At 55.9% G+C, this 15,926-nt stretch carries 15 protein-coding genes; all 15 read right to left on the minus strand.

Features of this window, described 5'->3' with window-relative positions; genetic code table 11:
* Window positions 1-1,395: an undecaprenyl-phosphate glucose phosphotransferase gene (gene wcaJ, locus AB3N39_RS13570; protein ID WP_115875793.1), complete on the minus strand. Its 1,395-nt coding sequence runs from the start codon at window positions 1,393-1,395 to the stop codon at window positions 1-3.
* A gap of 46 nt (window positions 1,396-1,441) precedes the next feature.
* Entirely contained in the window at window positions 1,442-2,812 is a 1,371-nt protein-coding gene (cpsG, locus tag AB3N39_RS13575; protein ID WP_127731618.1) for a colanic acid biosynthesis phosphomannomutase CpsG, read from the minus strand.
* A 112-nt stretch (window positions 2,813-2,924) separates the two neighbouring features.
* The gene (gene cpsB / locus AB3N39_RS13580; protein ID WP_367896808.1) at window positions 2,925-4,361 is read right to left on the minus strand and encodes a mannose-1-phosphate guanyltransferase; all 1,437 of its coding nucleotides are present in this window, start codon (window positions 4,359-4,361) and stop codon (window positions 2,925-2,927) included.
* A 3-nt stretch (window positions 4,362-4,364) separates the two neighbouring features.
* Window positions 4,365-5,588, minus strand: a complete 1,224-nt coding sequence (wcaI, locus tag AB3N39_RS13585) for a colanic acid biosynthesis fucosyltransferase WcaI (RefSeq protein WP_367896809.1) — start codon at window positions 5,586-5,588, stop codon at window positions 4,365-4,367.
* Window positions 5,585-6,064, minus strand: a complete 480-nt coding sequence (locus AB3N39_RS13590; RefSeq protein ID WP_115875796.1) for a GDP-mannose mannosyl hydrolase — start codon at window positions 6,062-6,064, stop codon at window positions 5,585-5,587. Before AB3N39_RS13590 ends, wcaI begins: the two co-directional genes overlap by 4 nt.
* Window positions 6,065-6,066: 2 nt before the next feature.
* Window positions 6,067-7,032, minus strand: coding sequence for a GDP-L-fucose synthase (locus AB3N39_RS13595; RefSeq protein ID WP_143345304.1), 966 nt, complete (start codon window positions 7,030-7,032; stop codon window positions 6,067-6,069).
* 2 nt (window positions 7,033-7,034) lie between these two features.
* Complete coding sequence (gene gmd / locus AB3N39_RS13600) at window positions 7,035-8,156, minus strand: GDP-mannose 4,6-dehydratase (protein ID WP_003863514.1); 1,122 nt, start codon at window positions 8,154-8,156, stop codon at window positions 7,035-7,037.
* 24 nt (window positions 8,157-8,180) lie between these two features.
* Window positions 8,181-8,729, minus strand: coding sequence for a colanic acid biosynthesis acetyltransferase WcaF (wcaF, locus tag AB3N39_RS13605; protein ID WP_045908623.1), 549 nt, complete (start codon window positions 8,727-8,729; stop codon window positions 8,181-8,183).
* A 15-nt stretch (window positions 8,730-8,744) separates the two neighbouring features.
* Window positions 8,745-9,491 (minus strand): colanic acid biosynthesis glycosyltransferase WcaE, encoded by a 747-nt coding sequence (gene wcaE / locus AB3N39_RS13610; protein WP_133294775.1) that lies wholly within the window; start codon window positions 9,489-9,491, stop codon window positions 8,745-8,747.
* Window positions 9,492-9,507: 16 nt separating this feature from the next.
* Window positions 9,508-10,728 (minus strand): colanic acid polymerase WcaD, encoded by a 1,221-nt coding sequence (wcaD, locus tag AB3N39_RS13615; RefSeq protein ID WP_133294776.1) that lies wholly within the window; start codon window positions 10,726-10,728, stop codon window positions 9,508-9,510.
* A complete protein-coding gene (gene wcaC, locus AB3N39_RS13620; protein ID WP_111965782.1) occupies window positions 10,703-11,920 on the minus strand; it encodes a colanic acid biosynthesis glycosyltransferase WcaC in 1,218 nt (405 codons plus the stop codon). Before wcaC ends, wcaD begins: the two co-directional genes overlap by 26 nt.
* Window positions 11,917-12,408 carry a colanic acid biosynthesis acetyltransferase WcaB gene (gene wcaB / locus AB3N39_RS13625; protein ID WP_115875801.1) on the minus strand — a complete coding sequence of 164 codons (492 nt, stop codon included), beginning with the start codon at window positions 12,406-12,408 and terminating at the stop codon, window positions 11,917-11,919. Before wcaB ends, wcaC begins: the two co-directional genes overlap by 4 nt.
* On the minus strand, window positions 12,408-13,250 hold the full coding sequence (wcaA, locus tag AB3N39_RS13630) for a colanic acid biosynthesis glycosyltransferase WcaA (RefSeq protein WP_023312403.1): 843 nt from the start codon (window positions 13,248-13,250) through the stop codon (window positions 12,408-12,410). The genes wcaB and wcaA overlap by 1 nt, the downstream gene beginning before the upstream one ends.
* Window positions 13,251-13,315: 65 nt before the next feature.
* Window positions 13,316-15,478: a tyrosine-protein kinase Wzc gene (gene wzc / locus AB3N39_RS13635; protein WP_111965784.1), complete on the minus strand. Its 2,163-nt coding sequence runs from the start codon at window positions 15,476-15,478 to the stop codon at window positions 13,316-13,318.
* A 2-nt stretch (window positions 15,479-15,480) separates the two neighbouring features.
* Entirely contained in the window at window positions 15,481-15,924 is a 444-nt protein-coding gene (gene wzb / locus AB3N39_RS13640) for a low molecular weight protein-tyrosine-phosphatase Wzb (RefSeq protein WP_023312405.1), read from the minus strand.
* Window positions 15,925-15,926 lie beyond the last annotated feature (2 nt).

The following is a 15,926-nucleotide window of genomic DNA, read 5'->3' on the forward strand; positions in this document are numbered from 1 at the left end:
TTAGTACGCCGCTTTGTTCACGAAACCTTTGAAGATGGTCAGAAAAACAATCTTGATATCGAACCAGATACTCCATTCACGGATGTACTCCAGATCGAATTCGATGCGTTTTTCCATTTTTTCCAGCGTGTCGGTTTCGCCGCGCCAGCCGTTGATCTGCGCCCAACCGGTAATGCCAGGCTTCACCTTATGGCGCAGCATGTAGCCTTCAATCAGCGAGCGGTACTGCTCGTTATGCGCCACCGCGTGCGGACGCGGGCCAACAATCGACATTCCGCCGGTAAAGACGTTGATAAACTGCGGCAGTTCATCCAGCGAGGTACGGCGCAGGAAGTTCCCCACGCGGGTGACGCGCGGATCGTTCTGCGTCGCCTGGGTCACCACCTTGTCGTTTTCCATCACCTTCATGGAGCGGAATTTCCACACCATAATCGGCTTACCGTCCATACCGTAGCGGGTCTGGCGGAAAATAACCGGGCCGGGAGAGCTCAGCTTCACCGCCAGGGCAATGCAGCACAGCACCGGGGAGATGAGCAGTAAAATCAGCGAGGAGAGCACGATATCTTCCACGCGCTTGAGCACGCGGTTAATGCCCGACAGCGGAGTGTCGTACAGCGGTACCACCGGCACGCCGTTCACCTCTTCAATGCGTGAATGAAGGATGTTGAAGGTAAAGACGTCCGGGATGAGGATCACCGAACAGGTAGTGTCCGCCAGCTCGCGCATCAGCTGCTTAATGCGGGATTCGTCTCTCATCTGCATGGCGATGTAGACGTTGTGAATTTTACCGGCTTTCGCGTCTTCAATAAGCTGTTCGTAATTGCCCGCCCAGTCCGACGGCACGCCGCCCGGCTTCGCGTCGTGGTAAATCCCAACCACTTCAAACCCTAACCACGGCTCTTTGCGGAAGCTGTCGAGCAGAACCTTACCAACCGGCAGATCGCCTGCTACGGCAACGAAGCGACGGTTATAGCCGCGGTTACGCAGCCAGCCCGCACCGAAGCGGATCAGGGAGCGGCACACCACCATGCCGACGCTGGATATTAAATACCAGCAGAGATAGGTGACGAGGCGATTATCAAAATCATGGCTGAACGCCACCAGTCCTGCGCTGAAGATCAGGCTGAGGGTCCAGTTCTGCAGCAGCAGCATCAGTTCGGTGGTCATTTTCACGCCGCGCCACGAGCGGTAGAAATCGGTCATTCCGCCGATCATCTGAAACACGACCAGCGCAATCAGGGCCATCAGCAGATGCATGTATAAGAACGGCAGCCCGCCGATCCGACACACCGCCCACAATCCACCGACCATGATGGTGATATCAGAAAAACGCTGCACCATAGAGATTAACGATGCATTCGTTCTCGCTCGTTCGCGTTTTTTTAGATTCGTCATCGTTGTTCCTGTATTCGGTTCCCCCTCCCACCGGGAGGGGCAAGTATTACTGATTCAACAGCGCCAGAATGTCCTTCGTTCGGGCTTCCATCAGCGCGGTGTCAGCACGAGACTCCACGTTCAGGCGCACCACCGGCTCGGTATTGGACGAGCGCAGGTTAAAGCGCCACTGCGGGAACGCCATGCTGATGCCGTCCGTACGGTCAATTTCCAGCGCGTGAATCGCAAAGTGCTGCTCCACGCGGGCAATCGCCTCGGCCGGCTCCGCCAGCTTGCTGTTGATCTCCCCGCTCGCCGGGAACGCCGCCATACGGTCGCGTACCAGCTCGCCCAGCGTCTGTCCCTTCAGGCACAGCAGCTCGGTCACCAGCAGCCACGGGATCATCCCGCTGTCGCAGTAGGCAAAGTCACGGAAGTAGTGGTGGGCGCTCATCTCGCCGCCGTAGATGGCGTCTTCTTCGCGCATGCGCTCTTTGATGAAGGCGTGGCCGGTTTTGGACATCACCGGCGTGCCGCCCGCCGCTGACACCACGTCGACGGTGTTCCAGGAAAGGCGCGGGTCATGAATGATTTTCGCGCCCGGGTTTTTCTCAAGGAACGCTTCCGCCAGCAGGCCGACAATGTAGTAGCCCTCGATGAACTGCCCTTTCTCGTCGAACAGGAAGCAGCGGTCGAAGTCACCGTCAAAGGCGATGCCCATGTCCGCGCCGTGCTCAATCACCGCGTTGCGGGTGTCGTCGCGGCACTCCGGCAGCAGCGGGTTAGGAATACCGTTCGGGAAGTTGCCGTCCGGGGTGTTGTGCACTTTCACGAAGGTCACCGGCACGTTCAGGGCCTTAAAGCGCGCTTCCAGGGCATCGACAACCGGGCCGGCCGCGCCGTTGCCGGAGTTAATCACCAGCTTCAGCGGCTTCAGGTTTGCCACGTTGATGTAGCCCAGCAGGTGGTCGATGTACTCTTTCTGCAGGTTGATTTTTTTGTAGCTGCCGCGCTTCGCCTCGTTCACCGGCGGGAAATCGTTGGCTTCCGCCAGGCGCTGCACGTCGCGCAGGCCGGTGTCGCCGCTGATAGGACGGGCACCCTTGCGCACCAGCTTCATCCCGTTGTAGTCCATCGGGTTGTGGCTGGCCGTCACTTCGATACCGCCGTCCACGCCCAGGTGGAAGGTGGCAAAGTAAATCTCTTCGGTTCCGGAAAGGCCGATGTCCAGCACGTCCACGCCCGCATCCTGCAGCCCTTTCGCCAGGGCCAGCTTCAGGGATTCGCTGGTCAGACGCACGTCACCGCCCAGCACGATGGTCTGCGGTTTTAAGTATTCGCCGTACGCGCGGCCAATGCGCCACGCGATATCTTCATTCAGCTCTTCGCCCAGCCTGCCGCGAATATCGTAGGCTTTAAAACAGGTTAATTTTTCCATGATGACCCCTTTTTCAGGCAACAGTCGGCCCTGACCACTAAATGGCCAAATTGATTTTTTTTGTCATTCGCAGGCCCGGTAAGCGTAACGCTACCGGGCATAATGCAGAGTGCTACACCCGCCCGTAGCGGTCCTGGAAGCGCACGATATCGTCCTCTTCCAGATACGAGCCGGAGCGCACCTCAATTAAGTCGAGAGGAATTTTCCCCGGGTTCTCCAGACAGTGCGTCGCCCCCAGCGGAATATAAATGGACTCGTTTTCGCCCAGTAGCTTGACTTCACCGTCGATAGTGACTTTAGCGGTACCCGCAACCACCACCCAGTGCTCGGCGCGGTGATGGTGCATCTGCACCGACAGCCCCTCGCCCGGCTTCACGGTGATGCGTTTCACCTGATAGCGGTCGCCTGTGTCGATGGAATCATATTTACCCCAGGGACGGTAGACTTCACGGTGAATGTGGTGCTCGTGGCGTCCATCCGCCTTGATCTTCTCCACCACTTTTTTAACGTCCTGCACGGCGTTACGGTCAGCAATCAGCACCGCGTCTTTGGTCTGGACCACCACCAGATCCTTAACCCCAACCGTGGTGACCAGGCCGGACTCGGCGTAGACGTAGCTGTTTTCCGTTTTGTGGCTAATGACATCGCCGTGGTGGACGTTACCCTCCGGGGTATGGGCGCTGATCTCCCACAGGGAGGACCAGGAGCCCACGTCGCTCCAGCCCGCATCCATCGGTACCACAACGGCGTCCGCCGTGCGTTCCATCACCGCGTAGTCAATCGACTCTTCCGGGCAGGCGAGGAACGCCTCTTCATCCACGCGGATGAAGTCGAGATCCGGGTCCACCACCGCCATCGCTTTCTCGCAGGCGTGCAGAATATCCGGGCGATATTTGCTCAGCTCTTCCAGATAGCGTCCGGCGCGGAACAGGAACATCCCGCTATTCCAGTAATACTCACCGCTGGCGACATACGCCTGCGCGGTTTCCAGATTCGGTTTTTCAACGAACTGCGCCACGTCAAACGCCACGCTGTCGCCTTCACCCGGCGTCACGTTGCCGCGACGGATGTATCCGTAGCCGGTTTCCGGCAGATCCGGCACGATGCCGAAGGTCACCAGCTTACCGCTTTCGGCGTAAGGAATGGCCGCACGCACCGCGTCGCGGAAGGCCTCTTCCTGCTGGATGACATGGTCTGCCGCCAGCACCAGCATCAGCGGGTCACAGTTCGGGCTGCTGCGTTTTGCCGCCAGCGCCGCCAGGGCGATCGCAGGCGCGGTATTGCGTCCGGCAGGCTCCAGAATGATGTTTTCTGTTAGTTTGTTCAGCTGACGCAGCTGCTCGGCAACAATAAAGCGGTGCTGTTCGTTACAAATCACCACCGGGCTTTCACACTCCACGCCGTGGAGACGGTTCACCGTCGTCTGCAGCATGGTGAGATCCCCTTTCAGGCAGAGGAACTGTTTTGGATAGAGCACGCGGGACAGCGGCCACAACCGGCTACCAGAGCCACCAGCCATCACAACCGGATACAAAGTGGTTTGACTCATGATTTATCCCCGTATATCTGCAATAAATTGGCTCAGCACGTTCTCTTTCTCGAGCGTGCGTTCGGCATATTCACGTGCCACCGTGTTCACTTTTGGCATGGCAAGTGCCTGCTCAATTCCGGTGACCAGCGCCGGAACCGATTCCGGCTCTACGCACACGGCAATCCCCGGATAGCTGTCACACAGCTGGCCTAATTCAGTTTCGGCTTCGGCCGTAATCACCGCGTTGCCGCCCACTGCCAGAATGTTGGTCAGCTTGGACGGCAGCACCGCATCCGCCGCGCCGCGTTTTTGCACTACCAGATGGCAGTCGCCCATCTTCAGCAGCGCAGGCAATGCCTCGTAAGACTGAAGCGGGAAGAATTTCACGTTGGTCATGCCGCGTTCGCTGACCATTTTTTCCAGACGCGCTTTCCCACCGCCCTGCCCGACAATCACAAACGTCCATGGATGTTCGTTCAGCAGTTGAGCCGCCTCGATCACGCTCTCCAGTCCCTGCTTTTCGCCGATGTTGCCTGAGTAAAGAATGATTTTTTGATCTTCAGGCAAACCGAGCTGCGCGCGAAGCGCCTGAGCGTCTTGCTCAGTCACGTCGCGAAAACGCGCCACTTCGGACCAGTTCGGGAAGAAGATCACCTTCTCCGCCGGGACGCCTTTCTCCTGCGCCTTGTTCATCATCGAGCGCGAAATAGTTGAGACGTAATCCACGTTGTGTAAGCCACTGCGCTCAAAGGCGCTGGCGAGCTTCGCCACCTTTCCACCTTTGCTTTTGCCTGCCATCCCCAGGCCCAGCATGGCGTCCACTTCATAATCCTGAATGTGCAGCAGGGTGCGCGCGCCGGAGAGTTTGCCCAGCAGGCGCATGCCCGGCGTGCAAAACAGCGTCGGCACCACGCCGATAATGCGATCCGGCTTCCAGCGACGCTGCGCCATCAGCGGGAAGAAGCTGCTCAGAGCAAAGCTGCCAAGATGAATCAACCGCTTCAGCGTCGAGGGCTGCTTAGGCACATACAGCGGGCAGCGCCAGACGGTCGCTGCGCCCTCTTCGCGACGGTAGCGCCAGCTTGAGTAGCGCCCCCCCACTTTCCATTCCGGGTAGTACGGCGGCGCGGTAATGACCCGCACGTCATGTCCCTGGCTCGCCATCCACTCGACCATCTCGCCGGTGTATTTCCCGATGCCGGTTAATTCCGGCGAGTAGTTGATTCCGTATACGAGGATCTTCATAAGCCCGGCACCCCGGACTGACGTTCAGCGAGGAAATAGGCGCGACTGTTGTCGTGCACATTGTCGCTCGCCAGCAGCGCCTCTGGCGTTTGCCAGCGGTAGTCGTCATGCTGAGAATCAGGCAGACGCAGGTCTGCCTCACTCACCTTCAGGCGGAACCCCAGCACGATGTAGTGCGTGGTGAACCCGGTGCCTGAAAAGTTATCGTCATAGAAGTGCTGCCAGACCCCGTAAAACTGGCCCGCTGCCATCGGCAGCTGCAGACCCAGTTCCGCCAGAGTAAGACGCTCAAACGCATCGGCAAGCGTCTCATCCTTCTGCACGCGCCCGCCGGGCACGAACCAGAAGCCCTGTGCAGGACGGTTGGTTCGTTTCCCCAGCAAGAACTCGCCGCGTTCGTTCTCCACAATCAGATCAATTGAGATGAGCGGAGTGGAACGCACTACCGTGGCAAAATCTTCCTGACTTAAAAACATCGTTACCCCCGGAAGCGGTGCTGGTTTTCCAGGAACCACTGGTAGGTACTGGCCAGACCCTGCTCCAGTGACACCTCGTGATACCAGCCCAGCTGATGCAGACGGGTCACGTCCAGCAGCTTGCGCGGCGTGCCGTCCGGTTTCGTGGCGTCAAACACCACGCGGCCTTTGTAGCCCACCACCTGCGCGATGGTCTGCGCCAGCTCGCGAATGGTACAGTCCACGCCGGTGCCCACGTTGATGTGCGACAGCATCGGCTCGGTGTTCTCCTGCCACACCTCGCGATCCAGCTCCATCACGTGAATGCTGGCCGCAGCCATGTCGTCCACGTGCAGGAATTCACGCATCGGCGTACCGCTGCCCCACACCACAACGTCCGGCGCGTTCTCGGCAGTCGCCTCGTGGAAGCGACGCAGCAGCGCCGGGATCACGTGCGAGTTGCTCGGGTGGAAGTTGTCGTGCGGTCCGTACAGGTTGGTCGGCATCACCGAACGATAGTCGCGGTTGTACTGACGGTTGTAGGACTCGCACAGCTTGATCCCGGCAATCTTGGCAATCGCGTACGGCTCGTTGGTGGCTTCCAGCGTGCCCTGCAGCAGCTCGCTTTCGGCGATCGGCTGTTTCGCCATTTTCGGGTAAATACAGGATGAGCCGAGGAACAGCAGCTTGTTCACGTTGTGCAAATGCGCCGCGTGAATGATGTTGCTCTCGATCATCATGTTTTCGTAGATGAAATCCGCCGGGTAAGTGTTGTTGGCAACAATGCCGCCCACCTTCGCCGCCGCCAGATACACCTGTTCAATGCGTTCGTTAGCAAAGAAGTCCTGTACCGCACGGCTGTCGAGCAGGTTTAGCTCGTCGCGGGTGCGGACAATCACTTCTACGTCACCGCGCTGCTCGAGCTGGCGCACAATCGCGGAACCCACCATTCCGCGATGACCGGCGACAAAAATACGTTGTTTTGTCATTCTCAGGACTCCAGCGCGATGGCAACCTCGTAGCCATGAGACTTGAGCAGGGAGTGTTTTTTCGCTGCTTCAAGATCTTTGGCTACCATCTCGGAAACCATCTCCTGCAGAGTGGTTTCTGGTTTCCAGCCCAGCTTCTCGTGCGCTTTGGTTGGGTCGCCCAGCAGGGTTTCTACTTCAGCAGGACGGAAGTAGCGCGGGTCAACCTGCACAATCACGTCGCCAGGCTTCACGCCCGGTGCGTCATGGCCGGTCACGGAAACCACGATGCCCTTCTCTTCCACGCCGGTGCCTTCGAAGCGTAGCTTGATGCCCAGCTGTGCGGCAGCCATTTCAACGAACTGACGAACGGAGTACTGCACGCCGGTCGCGATCACGAAGTCTTCTGGCTGTTCCTGCTGCAGCATCATCCACTGCATTTTCACGTAGTCTTTGGCATGGCCCCAGTCACGCAGGGAATCCATGTTGCCAAGGTGCAGGCAAGACTCCAGACCCTGCGCGATGTTGGCGATAGCGCGGGTGATTTTGCGGGTCACGAAGGTTTCGCCGCGACGTGGGGATTCGTGGTTGAACAGAATGCCGTTACAGGCGTACATGCCGTAGGATTCACGGTAGTTCACGGTGATCCAGTAAGCGTACAGTTTTGCCACCGCGTACGGAGAGCGCGGGTAGAATGGCGTGGTCTCTTTCTGCGGGATTTCCTGCACCAGACCGTACAGCTCAGAGGTGGATGCCTGATAGAAACGGGTTTTCTTCTCGAGGCCGAGGAAGCGAATCGCTTCCAGCAGACGCAGCGTGCCCATGGCGTCAACGTCAGCGGTGTACTCCGGGGATTCGAAGGAGACCGCAACGTGGCTCATCGCGCCCAGGTTGTAGACTTCATCCGGCTGCACTTCCTGCAGGATACGGGTCAGGTTGGAGGTATCGGTCAGGTCGCCGTAGTGCAGGTGGAATTTCGGGTTCGCCGCGTGCGGATCCTGATAGATGTGATCCACACGTTCGGTGTTGAAAGAAGACGCACGACGCTTAATACCGTGTACTTCATAACCTTTTTCCAGCAGTAATTCTGCCAGGTAAGAACCATCCTGCCCGGTAACGCCGGTGATGAGAGCGACTTTAGACATGTTTATATTCCTCTACTTATGAATTTAATCAGTTTCAACGCGTTCGCGTATCACCACTGCGGGGTTGCCACGGCAAACTTTATTTGCCGGTAGCGATTTAAAAACGCTGCTGCGGGCACCGACTACCGTGCCATCGCCAACAGATACACCCGGTGCAACAAAAACATCCGTTGCCAGCCAGCATTTTTCGCCAATCACAATAGGCGAGGCGGTAATATCAAAATGCTGACTCATAAAGTCATGGCTTCCGGTACACAAATAACATTTCTGTGAAACCACCGAATTTGCGCCAATCGTAATCTCGCCAAGGGTATATAACACCGCGTCATCCCCTACCCAGGCATAATCCCCGAGCGTTAATTTCCACGGATAGGTAATTTTCACCGAAGGCCGAATGACTACGTTTTTTCCTATTTTTGCGCCAAACAGGCGCAATAAAAATGCTCGCCAGCGGTACAGTATTTGCGGTGACCAGGCAAATAAGGTGGCCTGAACGGCCCACCATAGCTGCACTTTAATACCGCCCGCCCCCCGAAAACCTTTCGGTACGGAGAAACCGTTCAGATCCTGCATTACGTTTCCTTATATTCAGGCTTTGTTATATAAGGCTTTCGTTTTACTCGTGGTGCGCACGCGTAAAAAATAAGACAACTCCGCCCAGAACCCCGGCACGCGTAATATTTTACGCTGTACGTTTTTGGCATCCCGGCACAACTCCAGATTATTCGAGGTTGACACGCCACCCATCGAAAATTCAGATACCAGCCCTTTAATTCGGCGGAACGGGTAACCTGACTTATACAGACTGGCTGCCAGCGCATAATCGGATGACACTTTATACTGCAAATCATAAGGCTGTTTTTTCAGACCTTTTACCGGAAAGAAAATGGCCTGATGGCTGGCGGGCAAACTATGGTAGATATACCAGCCCGGCTTCGCGCTGCGGCACACTTTATGTCCGTCGCCAAAATCAAGCAGCGCATCGCCAATATACATGGCGTCCTCTTTCTGGCGCGCCAGCTGACGGGCAAACAGCGCCACGTCGTCATGGAAAATATCACCCGAATTCAGGAAGATGGCATAACGGCCTTGCGCCATATTGATGCCTTTGTTCATCGCATCGTAGATGCCTTTATCTTTCTCGCTGATGTAGCGTAAGTTGAACTCACCGTTGAGTTTTTCCAGAAACTCCGCCGTGCCATCGTTCGAGCCGCCGTCGACCACAATCCACTCAAAGGTGAGGCTTGGATCGCGCGCCAGGTTGCGCAGCGAGCGCCAGGTTTTTACCACCCCTTCGTAATTACGAAAAGCGACAGTAATGACGCTAAGAAACATAAATCACCTCATTTCGTCATACGTGCGTAATATTAAGCGCTTTGCGCAGAATAAACGGACAGACAATCAAGAAAGCATATTCCGGGCTAAATATTGACCCGGTAAAAAACAGCGACACCGGCGTAAACAGATAAAGTTGCACGCGAAAGTTCTGGTTATCACCAAACGCGTTAATCATCATTTTGAAAACTTTAAACAGATACCACAGCGTCAACAGTACGGCGAACCATGAAAAATAAATAATTAACAGATACAGACCATTGTCTATGGTTTTACCGACATCCGCACCGTTAAAGATTCCGAATGATGCAACATATTCGTAAAGTGAGCCGAATCTTACTACACCATCAATATGGGTTAAGGAATAACCCACCATCACCAGCGGTCCAATGATGCGATAATAGGACGAAGACCCTTCCGTTCCCAAATCACCCAGACGTTCTGAGATGTACGGGAAGGCAAATATCACGCCCACCATAAATACCGTCAGGGAGATAATCGCCAGCGGCAGTTTTTTCTTAATCGCATCTTTGTTCAGGTACTGAAACGCCCATTCCAGCAGGTAAAACAGGATAAATGTCATTACCCCTGAGAACGATCCAGAGAGAACAATTCCTGCAAGAATCATAGCATCGGTCTTAGGCGTTTTGATACCAAACTGTTTGATGCTGAGCCAAATTGAGATTAACGCCAGAGCGAAAAACGCCGGTTCAAAATAGAGGGCCGTGGTACGCTTCCCGCCGAACTTGATGAAGTTCAATACATAGCTGTTGCTGTAAATGAGATATTTCGAAATTATCTCCATCAGGCTGCTGCCGCCGGTAAGAATAATTTGCGCCATCTCCATGGCAGCAAGCATAACAATTAACGCAACGGCAATATAAAAGAACCTGAGGATTTTCCGATAATTGTGCGGAGAAATCGTTTTGAAGCGAATACTCCAGACCATTCCGATAATAATAACGATATAAACAAACAGCATGGTCGAGGTGATGTATTTACTGGCATCCAGCGACTGGCCAAAGATGTAGTTAAACAGCGTCAGGCCCGTGCCCAACCCTAAGGCAATCATCAGCTTCTTAAGGTTGATTTTATCGACATACAGCAAAAGCAGAACGGGCAAGAAGGTGACGATGGTTATCGGAAAGCTTTCGCCGAGCTGGGCAATTTTGACGTTGACCAGCAGGTAGATCAGCGGCAGCAGCAGATAACTACAGATTCTGATAGAACGAGACATATTCCTCCAGCATCTGTTGTCCACTGTAGGCCTTGCGGCTGCGGTTGCGGAACGATTCCAGGTCAGTGCCAAAAACGGCCTGAGCGATCTGCGCCTTCGGCAGCTGAACCAGCGGCAGAACCTCCTGCTCGGCAAAAGTTTTGCCGCCGGATTTTTCCAGCACTTCACGTGCCGCATCGCTGTGGGTGGCAATCACCGGCACGCCGATAGAGAGCGCTTCGCAGAGGATCAGCGGGTAGTTATCCACGCGTGAACTAAATACCAGCGCATCCATTTCATTAAGAGCGCTCATCAGCTTGCGCTTATCGGTTTCAAACCCGTGGTTCACCACGTTAGCCCCTTCGAACGGGGAAAATTTGCCGAAGGTATGAAGCTCAATTTTGTCACCCAGCGCCATCATGTCGCGCACCAGCTGCTGGTTGGTTTTCCCGTCGTAGCGCAGGTCATGCGCAACGATAGCGATTTTCGGTTTGCCCGCGGTTTCTGCCACCGGCGTCAGCTCGGCGAGAATGGCTTCCGTCGCCACGTCGATGCCGTTGTTGATAATCTGACAGCGCCCTGCCCCGTACAGGCTGTTGAAGGCATCGGCCACGTGCTGGCTCGGGGAGATAAACGTACAGCCGAGCGACAGCATGTCGCGGAAAAGCTGGCGCTTTCCGGCGACCAGCTGATGCGCGCGATCCACCTTCACCGGCGGATAGTTGCTCAGCGTCGGGCATTTCTGGCAGTTGTTTTTCCAGCCTTCGCAGCCGTCGGTAAACGCGCAGCGCCCGGTTACGCTCCAGTGATCGTGCAGCGTCCAGACGAAGCGGGTGTCGGGCTTGTGGGCCTGCACCTTCTGACAGAACGCCACCACCTCTTCCAGATTCAGCCAGTAGCTGTGCAGCACGTGAAAATGCAGCACAACCGGGCCGGTGGTACGGGTTACCGTGCGGTACAGCGTGTTCAGGTTGCCAAACAGATCGCGGTTAAACAGACGGAACAGCGCAATGTTAGCAATCGAGGTCAGGCGCGGCGTGTGCTTATGTACCTGCGGGAAATTATCGTGGCTAACGCTTTTCTTGCCGCCTTTGCCATAGCCGTAAATAAAACGAGACTGGAGTCCTTTTTGCAGCGCGCGCTGGTGCAGATCCAGCGCCACGCCTGCCGCGCCGCCTTCTGCGAGGCGTACGTTAAATTGCAGAATGTTCATTTAATCACCTTCACGCGGGCTTTTTCTCCCACCACCAGCGCGTTATCCGGAATGCTGTCCAGCACCACGCTGCCAGCACCAATCGTGACGTTATTACCAATCGTAATGTCACCGATGATCACCACGTTCGCGCCCAGCTCGACGTTATTGCCGATAACCGGGCAGGCCAGGCTGTCCGGCCCGCGGTTGCCAATGGTCACCCCATGGCGGATGGTGAAATCATCCCCGGCGACCACGAACTTGTTGATCACCACCGCATAGCCGTGATGGATGGTAAAGCGGCGGCCAATGGTGGCAGCGGCCTGAATTTCATAGCCAAAAAAGCATTCGGTAATGATGCGGTACAGCACCAGCACGGGTGCCGCCCAGATGTTGTTCAGGACATTTTTCTTACGCCACACCGAGCAAAAGTGCGCGATGCGGTACGCCAGAACCATGCAGCACGGACGCAGGCTCCAGCTGTTAGCGCGGCAATCTTCCAGAAACATTATTTCCCCCGAAGTCCATCAGCCAGACGCTTACCGTTACGCACGGACAGCAGCGTCAGCAGCGTGCGCCAGTTCATGCGCTTATTGCGGATCTGATAGAGGGTAAAGAGCTGATATTTACGGCTGGCACGGTCAAACTTGTCCTTATGCTTGCGGTAAAAATGGAAGTAGCCGGAGAACTTCTTCGGCGAGGAGGTGATTTGCATCTCCCCGTGGTTGATGTGCAGGATTTGCGTAGCCTCTTCCACTTTCCACGGCTCGCCGTATTCCACCACCATTCGCAGGAAGATATCGTAATCCTGCGCGGCCTTGAGTTCGGTATCGAACAGGCACTCTTTGAAGCGCCACGCCCAGGTGAATACCTGGTTACCAATAATGTTGCGCTTGTAGAACAGGCGGCGTGAGTACGGTGATTTCGGGTACAGCGGCAGGCTGGCGGGCTGCGAGTAGACCTCGCCCTGGCAGACATAGTCGTTGGCGTACAGGAAAGCGTGCGTAACCAGCTGTTCTTTATGCGACAGGAAAATAGACAGGCGGTTAGGCGTCCATTCGTCATCGTCGTCGATTCCGGTGAGATACTGCCCTTTGGCCTGCATAATCGCCTGATTACGCACCGCACAGGCGCCGGAGTTGATGGCGTTGTGGGTATAGACCACCCGCGGGTCGTTGAGGTCAGTCACAAACTTTTGCAGCTGTTCATACGAGGAAGAGCAGTCATCAACGATGATCAGCTCCCAGTTATCGTAATCCTGACGTAACACCGACTTGATTGCGCGGATCGCCAGCTGCTGACGATTCCATGTCGGCATATAGATTGAAACTAAAGGGCGTTGTGTGGTCATGATCTTCCCCTGATCCCTCACCCCGCCCCTCTCCCCTCGGGAGAGGGTTAGGGTGAGGGGGATTGTTATTTGCTGTCAGACTTATATTCGTACTCGTAATACCCGTAATCCTGGTACCCGGTCGCGCGGCGGAAGATGGAGTTCAGGATCACCCCTTTCACCTCAATCCCGTTCTGCTCGAAGCGGCTCAGGCTGGTTTCTACCTCTTTCAGGGTGTTCACCGCGTAACGCGCTACCATCAGCGTGGTGCCCGCATGGCGGCCAACGACGGCTGCGTCGGTCACGGCCAGAATCGGCGGCGTATCGATCAGCACCAGGTCGTAGTTTTTGCTCGCCCACTCCACCAGTTCGGTGAAGCGTTCGCTCATCAGCAGTTCGGACGGGTTAGGTGGCACCTGACCGCGTGGGATCAGATCGAATTTCGGCACCGTTGTAGGTTTCGCGCTCTGGCTGATGTCACCTTTACCGAGCAGGATTTCCGACAGACCGTTAACGTTGTTGGTGCCCAGCAGTTCGTGGGTGTAGCCCTTACGCATATCGCAGTCGATCAGCAGCACGCGCTTGTTGGTCTGGCTGACAACGGCCGCCAGGTTGGCGCAGACGAAGGTTTTACCGATTGACGGGCTAACGCCGGTTAACATCAGGACGTTGTTTTTGGCCTGCATCATCGCGAAGTGCAGGCTGGTGCGCAGGCTGCGGATCGCTTCGATAGCAAGGTCTGTTGGGTTACCCACCGCCAGAAGCTGGCTCTGTTTGTAACGCTTAACGCCCTTGATGGTTTTCACGCTGTCACGGGATTTTTGCCACTCAGACAGCGGAATGCTGGCATAGACGTTGATACCGCTCTCTTCCAGCACCTGCGGGCTTTCGATTCCGCGGTTAAACAGCGAACGCAGCAGTACACCGACGATGGAGAGCATCAGGCCGAGAATAATGCTGCCGAGAATAATCAGCGCTTTCTTCGGCTTCAGCACCCCTGGCTGGGTAATCGCCGGATCGACGATACGCACGTCACCGACGGTACTGGCTTCGGTGATTTTCAGCTCCTGCTGCTTGTTCAGCAGCTGCATGTAAACCTGCTGTCCGGACTCCACGTCGCGGGTCAGACGCACGATCTCCTGCTGCGTTTTCGGCATCGCGGTCACGCGGTCATTGAGCTTCGCCTTCTCCTCTTCCAGCGTACGGCGTTTCTCCAGCAGCGTGCGGTAGGCCGGGTGGCGTTTGGTATAAAGCTTGGAAATTTCCGCCTCTTTGAAGGTCAGCTCGTTGAGCTGCGCATCAATGTTGACCATCGAATCAAGGACTGATTTTGCCTCCAGCGGCAGGTCAACGGAGTCTTTATCCTGACGATAAGCGTTCAGCTTGTTCTCGGCTTCATCCAGATGGGCGCGCACTTCCGGAAGCTGTTTTGACAGGAACGCCAGGCTTTTCGCCGCTTCCGCCGACTTACGCTCGACGTTCTGCTCAAGGTAGTTGCGGGTAATGCTGTTCAGGATGTCGCGGATTTGATCCTTATCTTCACCGGTAAAGGTCATGCTCAGCACGCCGGTGTCCTTACCGTTTTCGGTGACGGTCAGGTTGTTTTGCAGATTGTTGATCATCCCCAGCGTGGAGAATTTGGTGACGGTGAATTCACCGCCCTCCTGGGCGTTAATCGCGCTGACCATCATGCTGACGCCGTCTTTGGTCAGCATCTGCCCCACTTCACCGCGGGCGCTAAAACCTGCGTCGCTGGTTAGCTGATACTGTTTCGGGCCAAGCACCGTCAGGGTAAACGTCTGATCGGCAGCCCCTTTCGGCAGCACGAAGTCAGTGACTTTCACCGTGTCATTGCTTCGCCCCATCAGACGGTCCCAGCCGGCACCAAAGACTGGGAAGGTATTTTTGGTGACGGAGATATCGAGCCCGAGATCGTGAACCGTTTTACCCAGCACCAGACGTGACTGGATGAGCTGAATTTCAGCGTCGGATGCCGGCGGCTTGTTCGCCAGCGCGGAGCCGATATCCTGCACCAGCGAGTTGCCGGTATTCTGCTCGATCTGCACCAGCGCGTCGGCGCTGTAGATAGGGGTGGCGAACAGCGTATAAACGACGGCCGCCGCGGCGAATACGGCGGTAATGCCAAGCACCCACCACTTTGCCTCTACAACAGTGCCGACCAGGCGCCCAATATCAATTTCATCACTGCCCGAAGTCGGGGCGGCAGAAGGTCTTGTTTTTTCTGTCATTGTTATCCCTGCTGAACTTTCAGTGCCTGCGCCCACTGTTGGGCAGACTGGTCAAGTAAGGTGTAAACCGCCTCAAAGGCCTCATGGCTTTTGCGATACGGATCGGGGATTTCACGTTCATTGTCCCAGTGACCAAACAGCATCACCTTGCCGCGCATCTCCGGAGCGATATCGCACAGCGCATGAATATGGCGTTTTTCCATCGTCAGGATCAGGTCATACTCCCGGCACATGCGGCCAGTGACCTGGCGAGCCACGTGACCGTCAAGAGAGAGGTGATGATCCCGCGCTACGCTCGTTGCGCGCTCATCGGCACCTTTACCGACCAGTGCACCCAGCCCTGCCGAATCAACGGTTAGTTCGGGCTGGTAGTGTTTCAACAACCGTTCAGCCGTAGGGGAACGGCAAATGTTCCCCACGCATACCACCAGAATTTTGTTAAACATCG

This window comes from Enterobacter vonholyi, from assembly GCF_040834095.1.
Taxonomy (GTDB): Bacteria; Pseudomonadota; Gammaproteobacteria; order Enterobacterales; family Enterobacteriaceae; genus Enterobacter; species Enterobacter vonholyi.

What these genes read in the sequence shown, in the direction of transcription:
- wcaD (WP_133294776.1), bottom strand. Translation starts at nt 10,728, where the DNA reads ATGTCTCGTTCTATCAGAATCTGTAGTTATCTGCTGCTGCCGCTGATC.
- wcaC (WP_111965782.1), bottom strand. Translation starts at nt 11,920, where the DNA reads ATGAACATTCTGCAATTTAACGTACGCCTCGCAGAAGGCGGCGCGGCA.
- wcaJ (WP_115875793.1), bottom strand. Translation starts at nt 1,395, where the DNA reads ATGACGAATCTAAAAAAACGCGAACGAGCGAGAACGAATGCATCGTTA.
- wcaA (WP_023312403.1), bottom strand. Translation starts at nt 13,250, where the DNA reads ATGACCACACAACGCCCTTTAGTTTCAATCTATATGCCGACATGGAAT.
- cpsB (WP_367896808.1), bottom strand. Translation starts at nt 4,361, where the DNA reads ATGAGTCAAACCACTTTGTATCCGGTTGTGATGGCTGGTGGCTCTGGT.
- AB3N39_RS13595 (WP_143345304.1), bottom strand. Translation starts at nt 7,032, where the DNA reads ATGACAAAACAACGTATTTTTGTCGCCGGTCATCGCGGAATGGTGGGT.
- gmd (WP_003863514.1), bottom strand. Translation starts at nt 8,156, where the DNA reads ATGTCTAAAGTCGCTCTCATCACCGGCGTTACCGGGCAGGATGGTTCT.
- wzc (WP_111965784.1), bottom strand. Translation starts at nt 15,478, where the DNA reads ATGACAGAAAAAACAAGACCTTCTGCCGCCCCGACTTCGGGCAGTGAT.
- cpsG (WP_127731618.1), bottom strand. Translation starts at nt 2,812, where the DNA reads ATGGAAAAATTAACCTGTTTTAAAGCCTACGATATTCGCGGCAGGCTG.
- AB3N39_RS13590 (WP_115875796.1), bottom strand. Translation starts at nt 6,064, where the DNA reads ATGTTTTTAAGTCAGGAAGATTTTGCCACGGTAGTGCGTTCCACTCCG.
- wcaI (WP_367896809.1), bottom strand. Translation starts at nt 5,588, where the DNA reads ATGAAGATCCTCGTATACGGAATCAACTACTCGCCGGAATTAACCGGC.
- wcaB (WP_115875801.1), bottom strand. Translation starts at nt 12,408, where the DNA reads ATGTTTCTGGAAGATTGCCGCGCTAACAGCTGGAGCCTGCGTCCGTGC.
- wcaE (WP_133294775.1), bottom strand. Translation starts at nt 9,491, where the DNA reads ATGTTTCTTAGCGTCATTACTGTCGCTTTTCGTAATTACGAAGGGGTG.
- wzb (WP_023312405.1), bottom strand. Translation starts at nt 15,924, where the DNA reads ATGTTTAACAAAATTCTGGTGGTATGCGTGGGGAACATTTGCCGTTCC.
- wcaF (WP_045908623.1), bottom strand. Translation starts at nt 8,729, where the DNA reads ATGCAGGATCTGAACGGTTTCTCCGTACCGAAAGGTTTTCGGGGGGCG.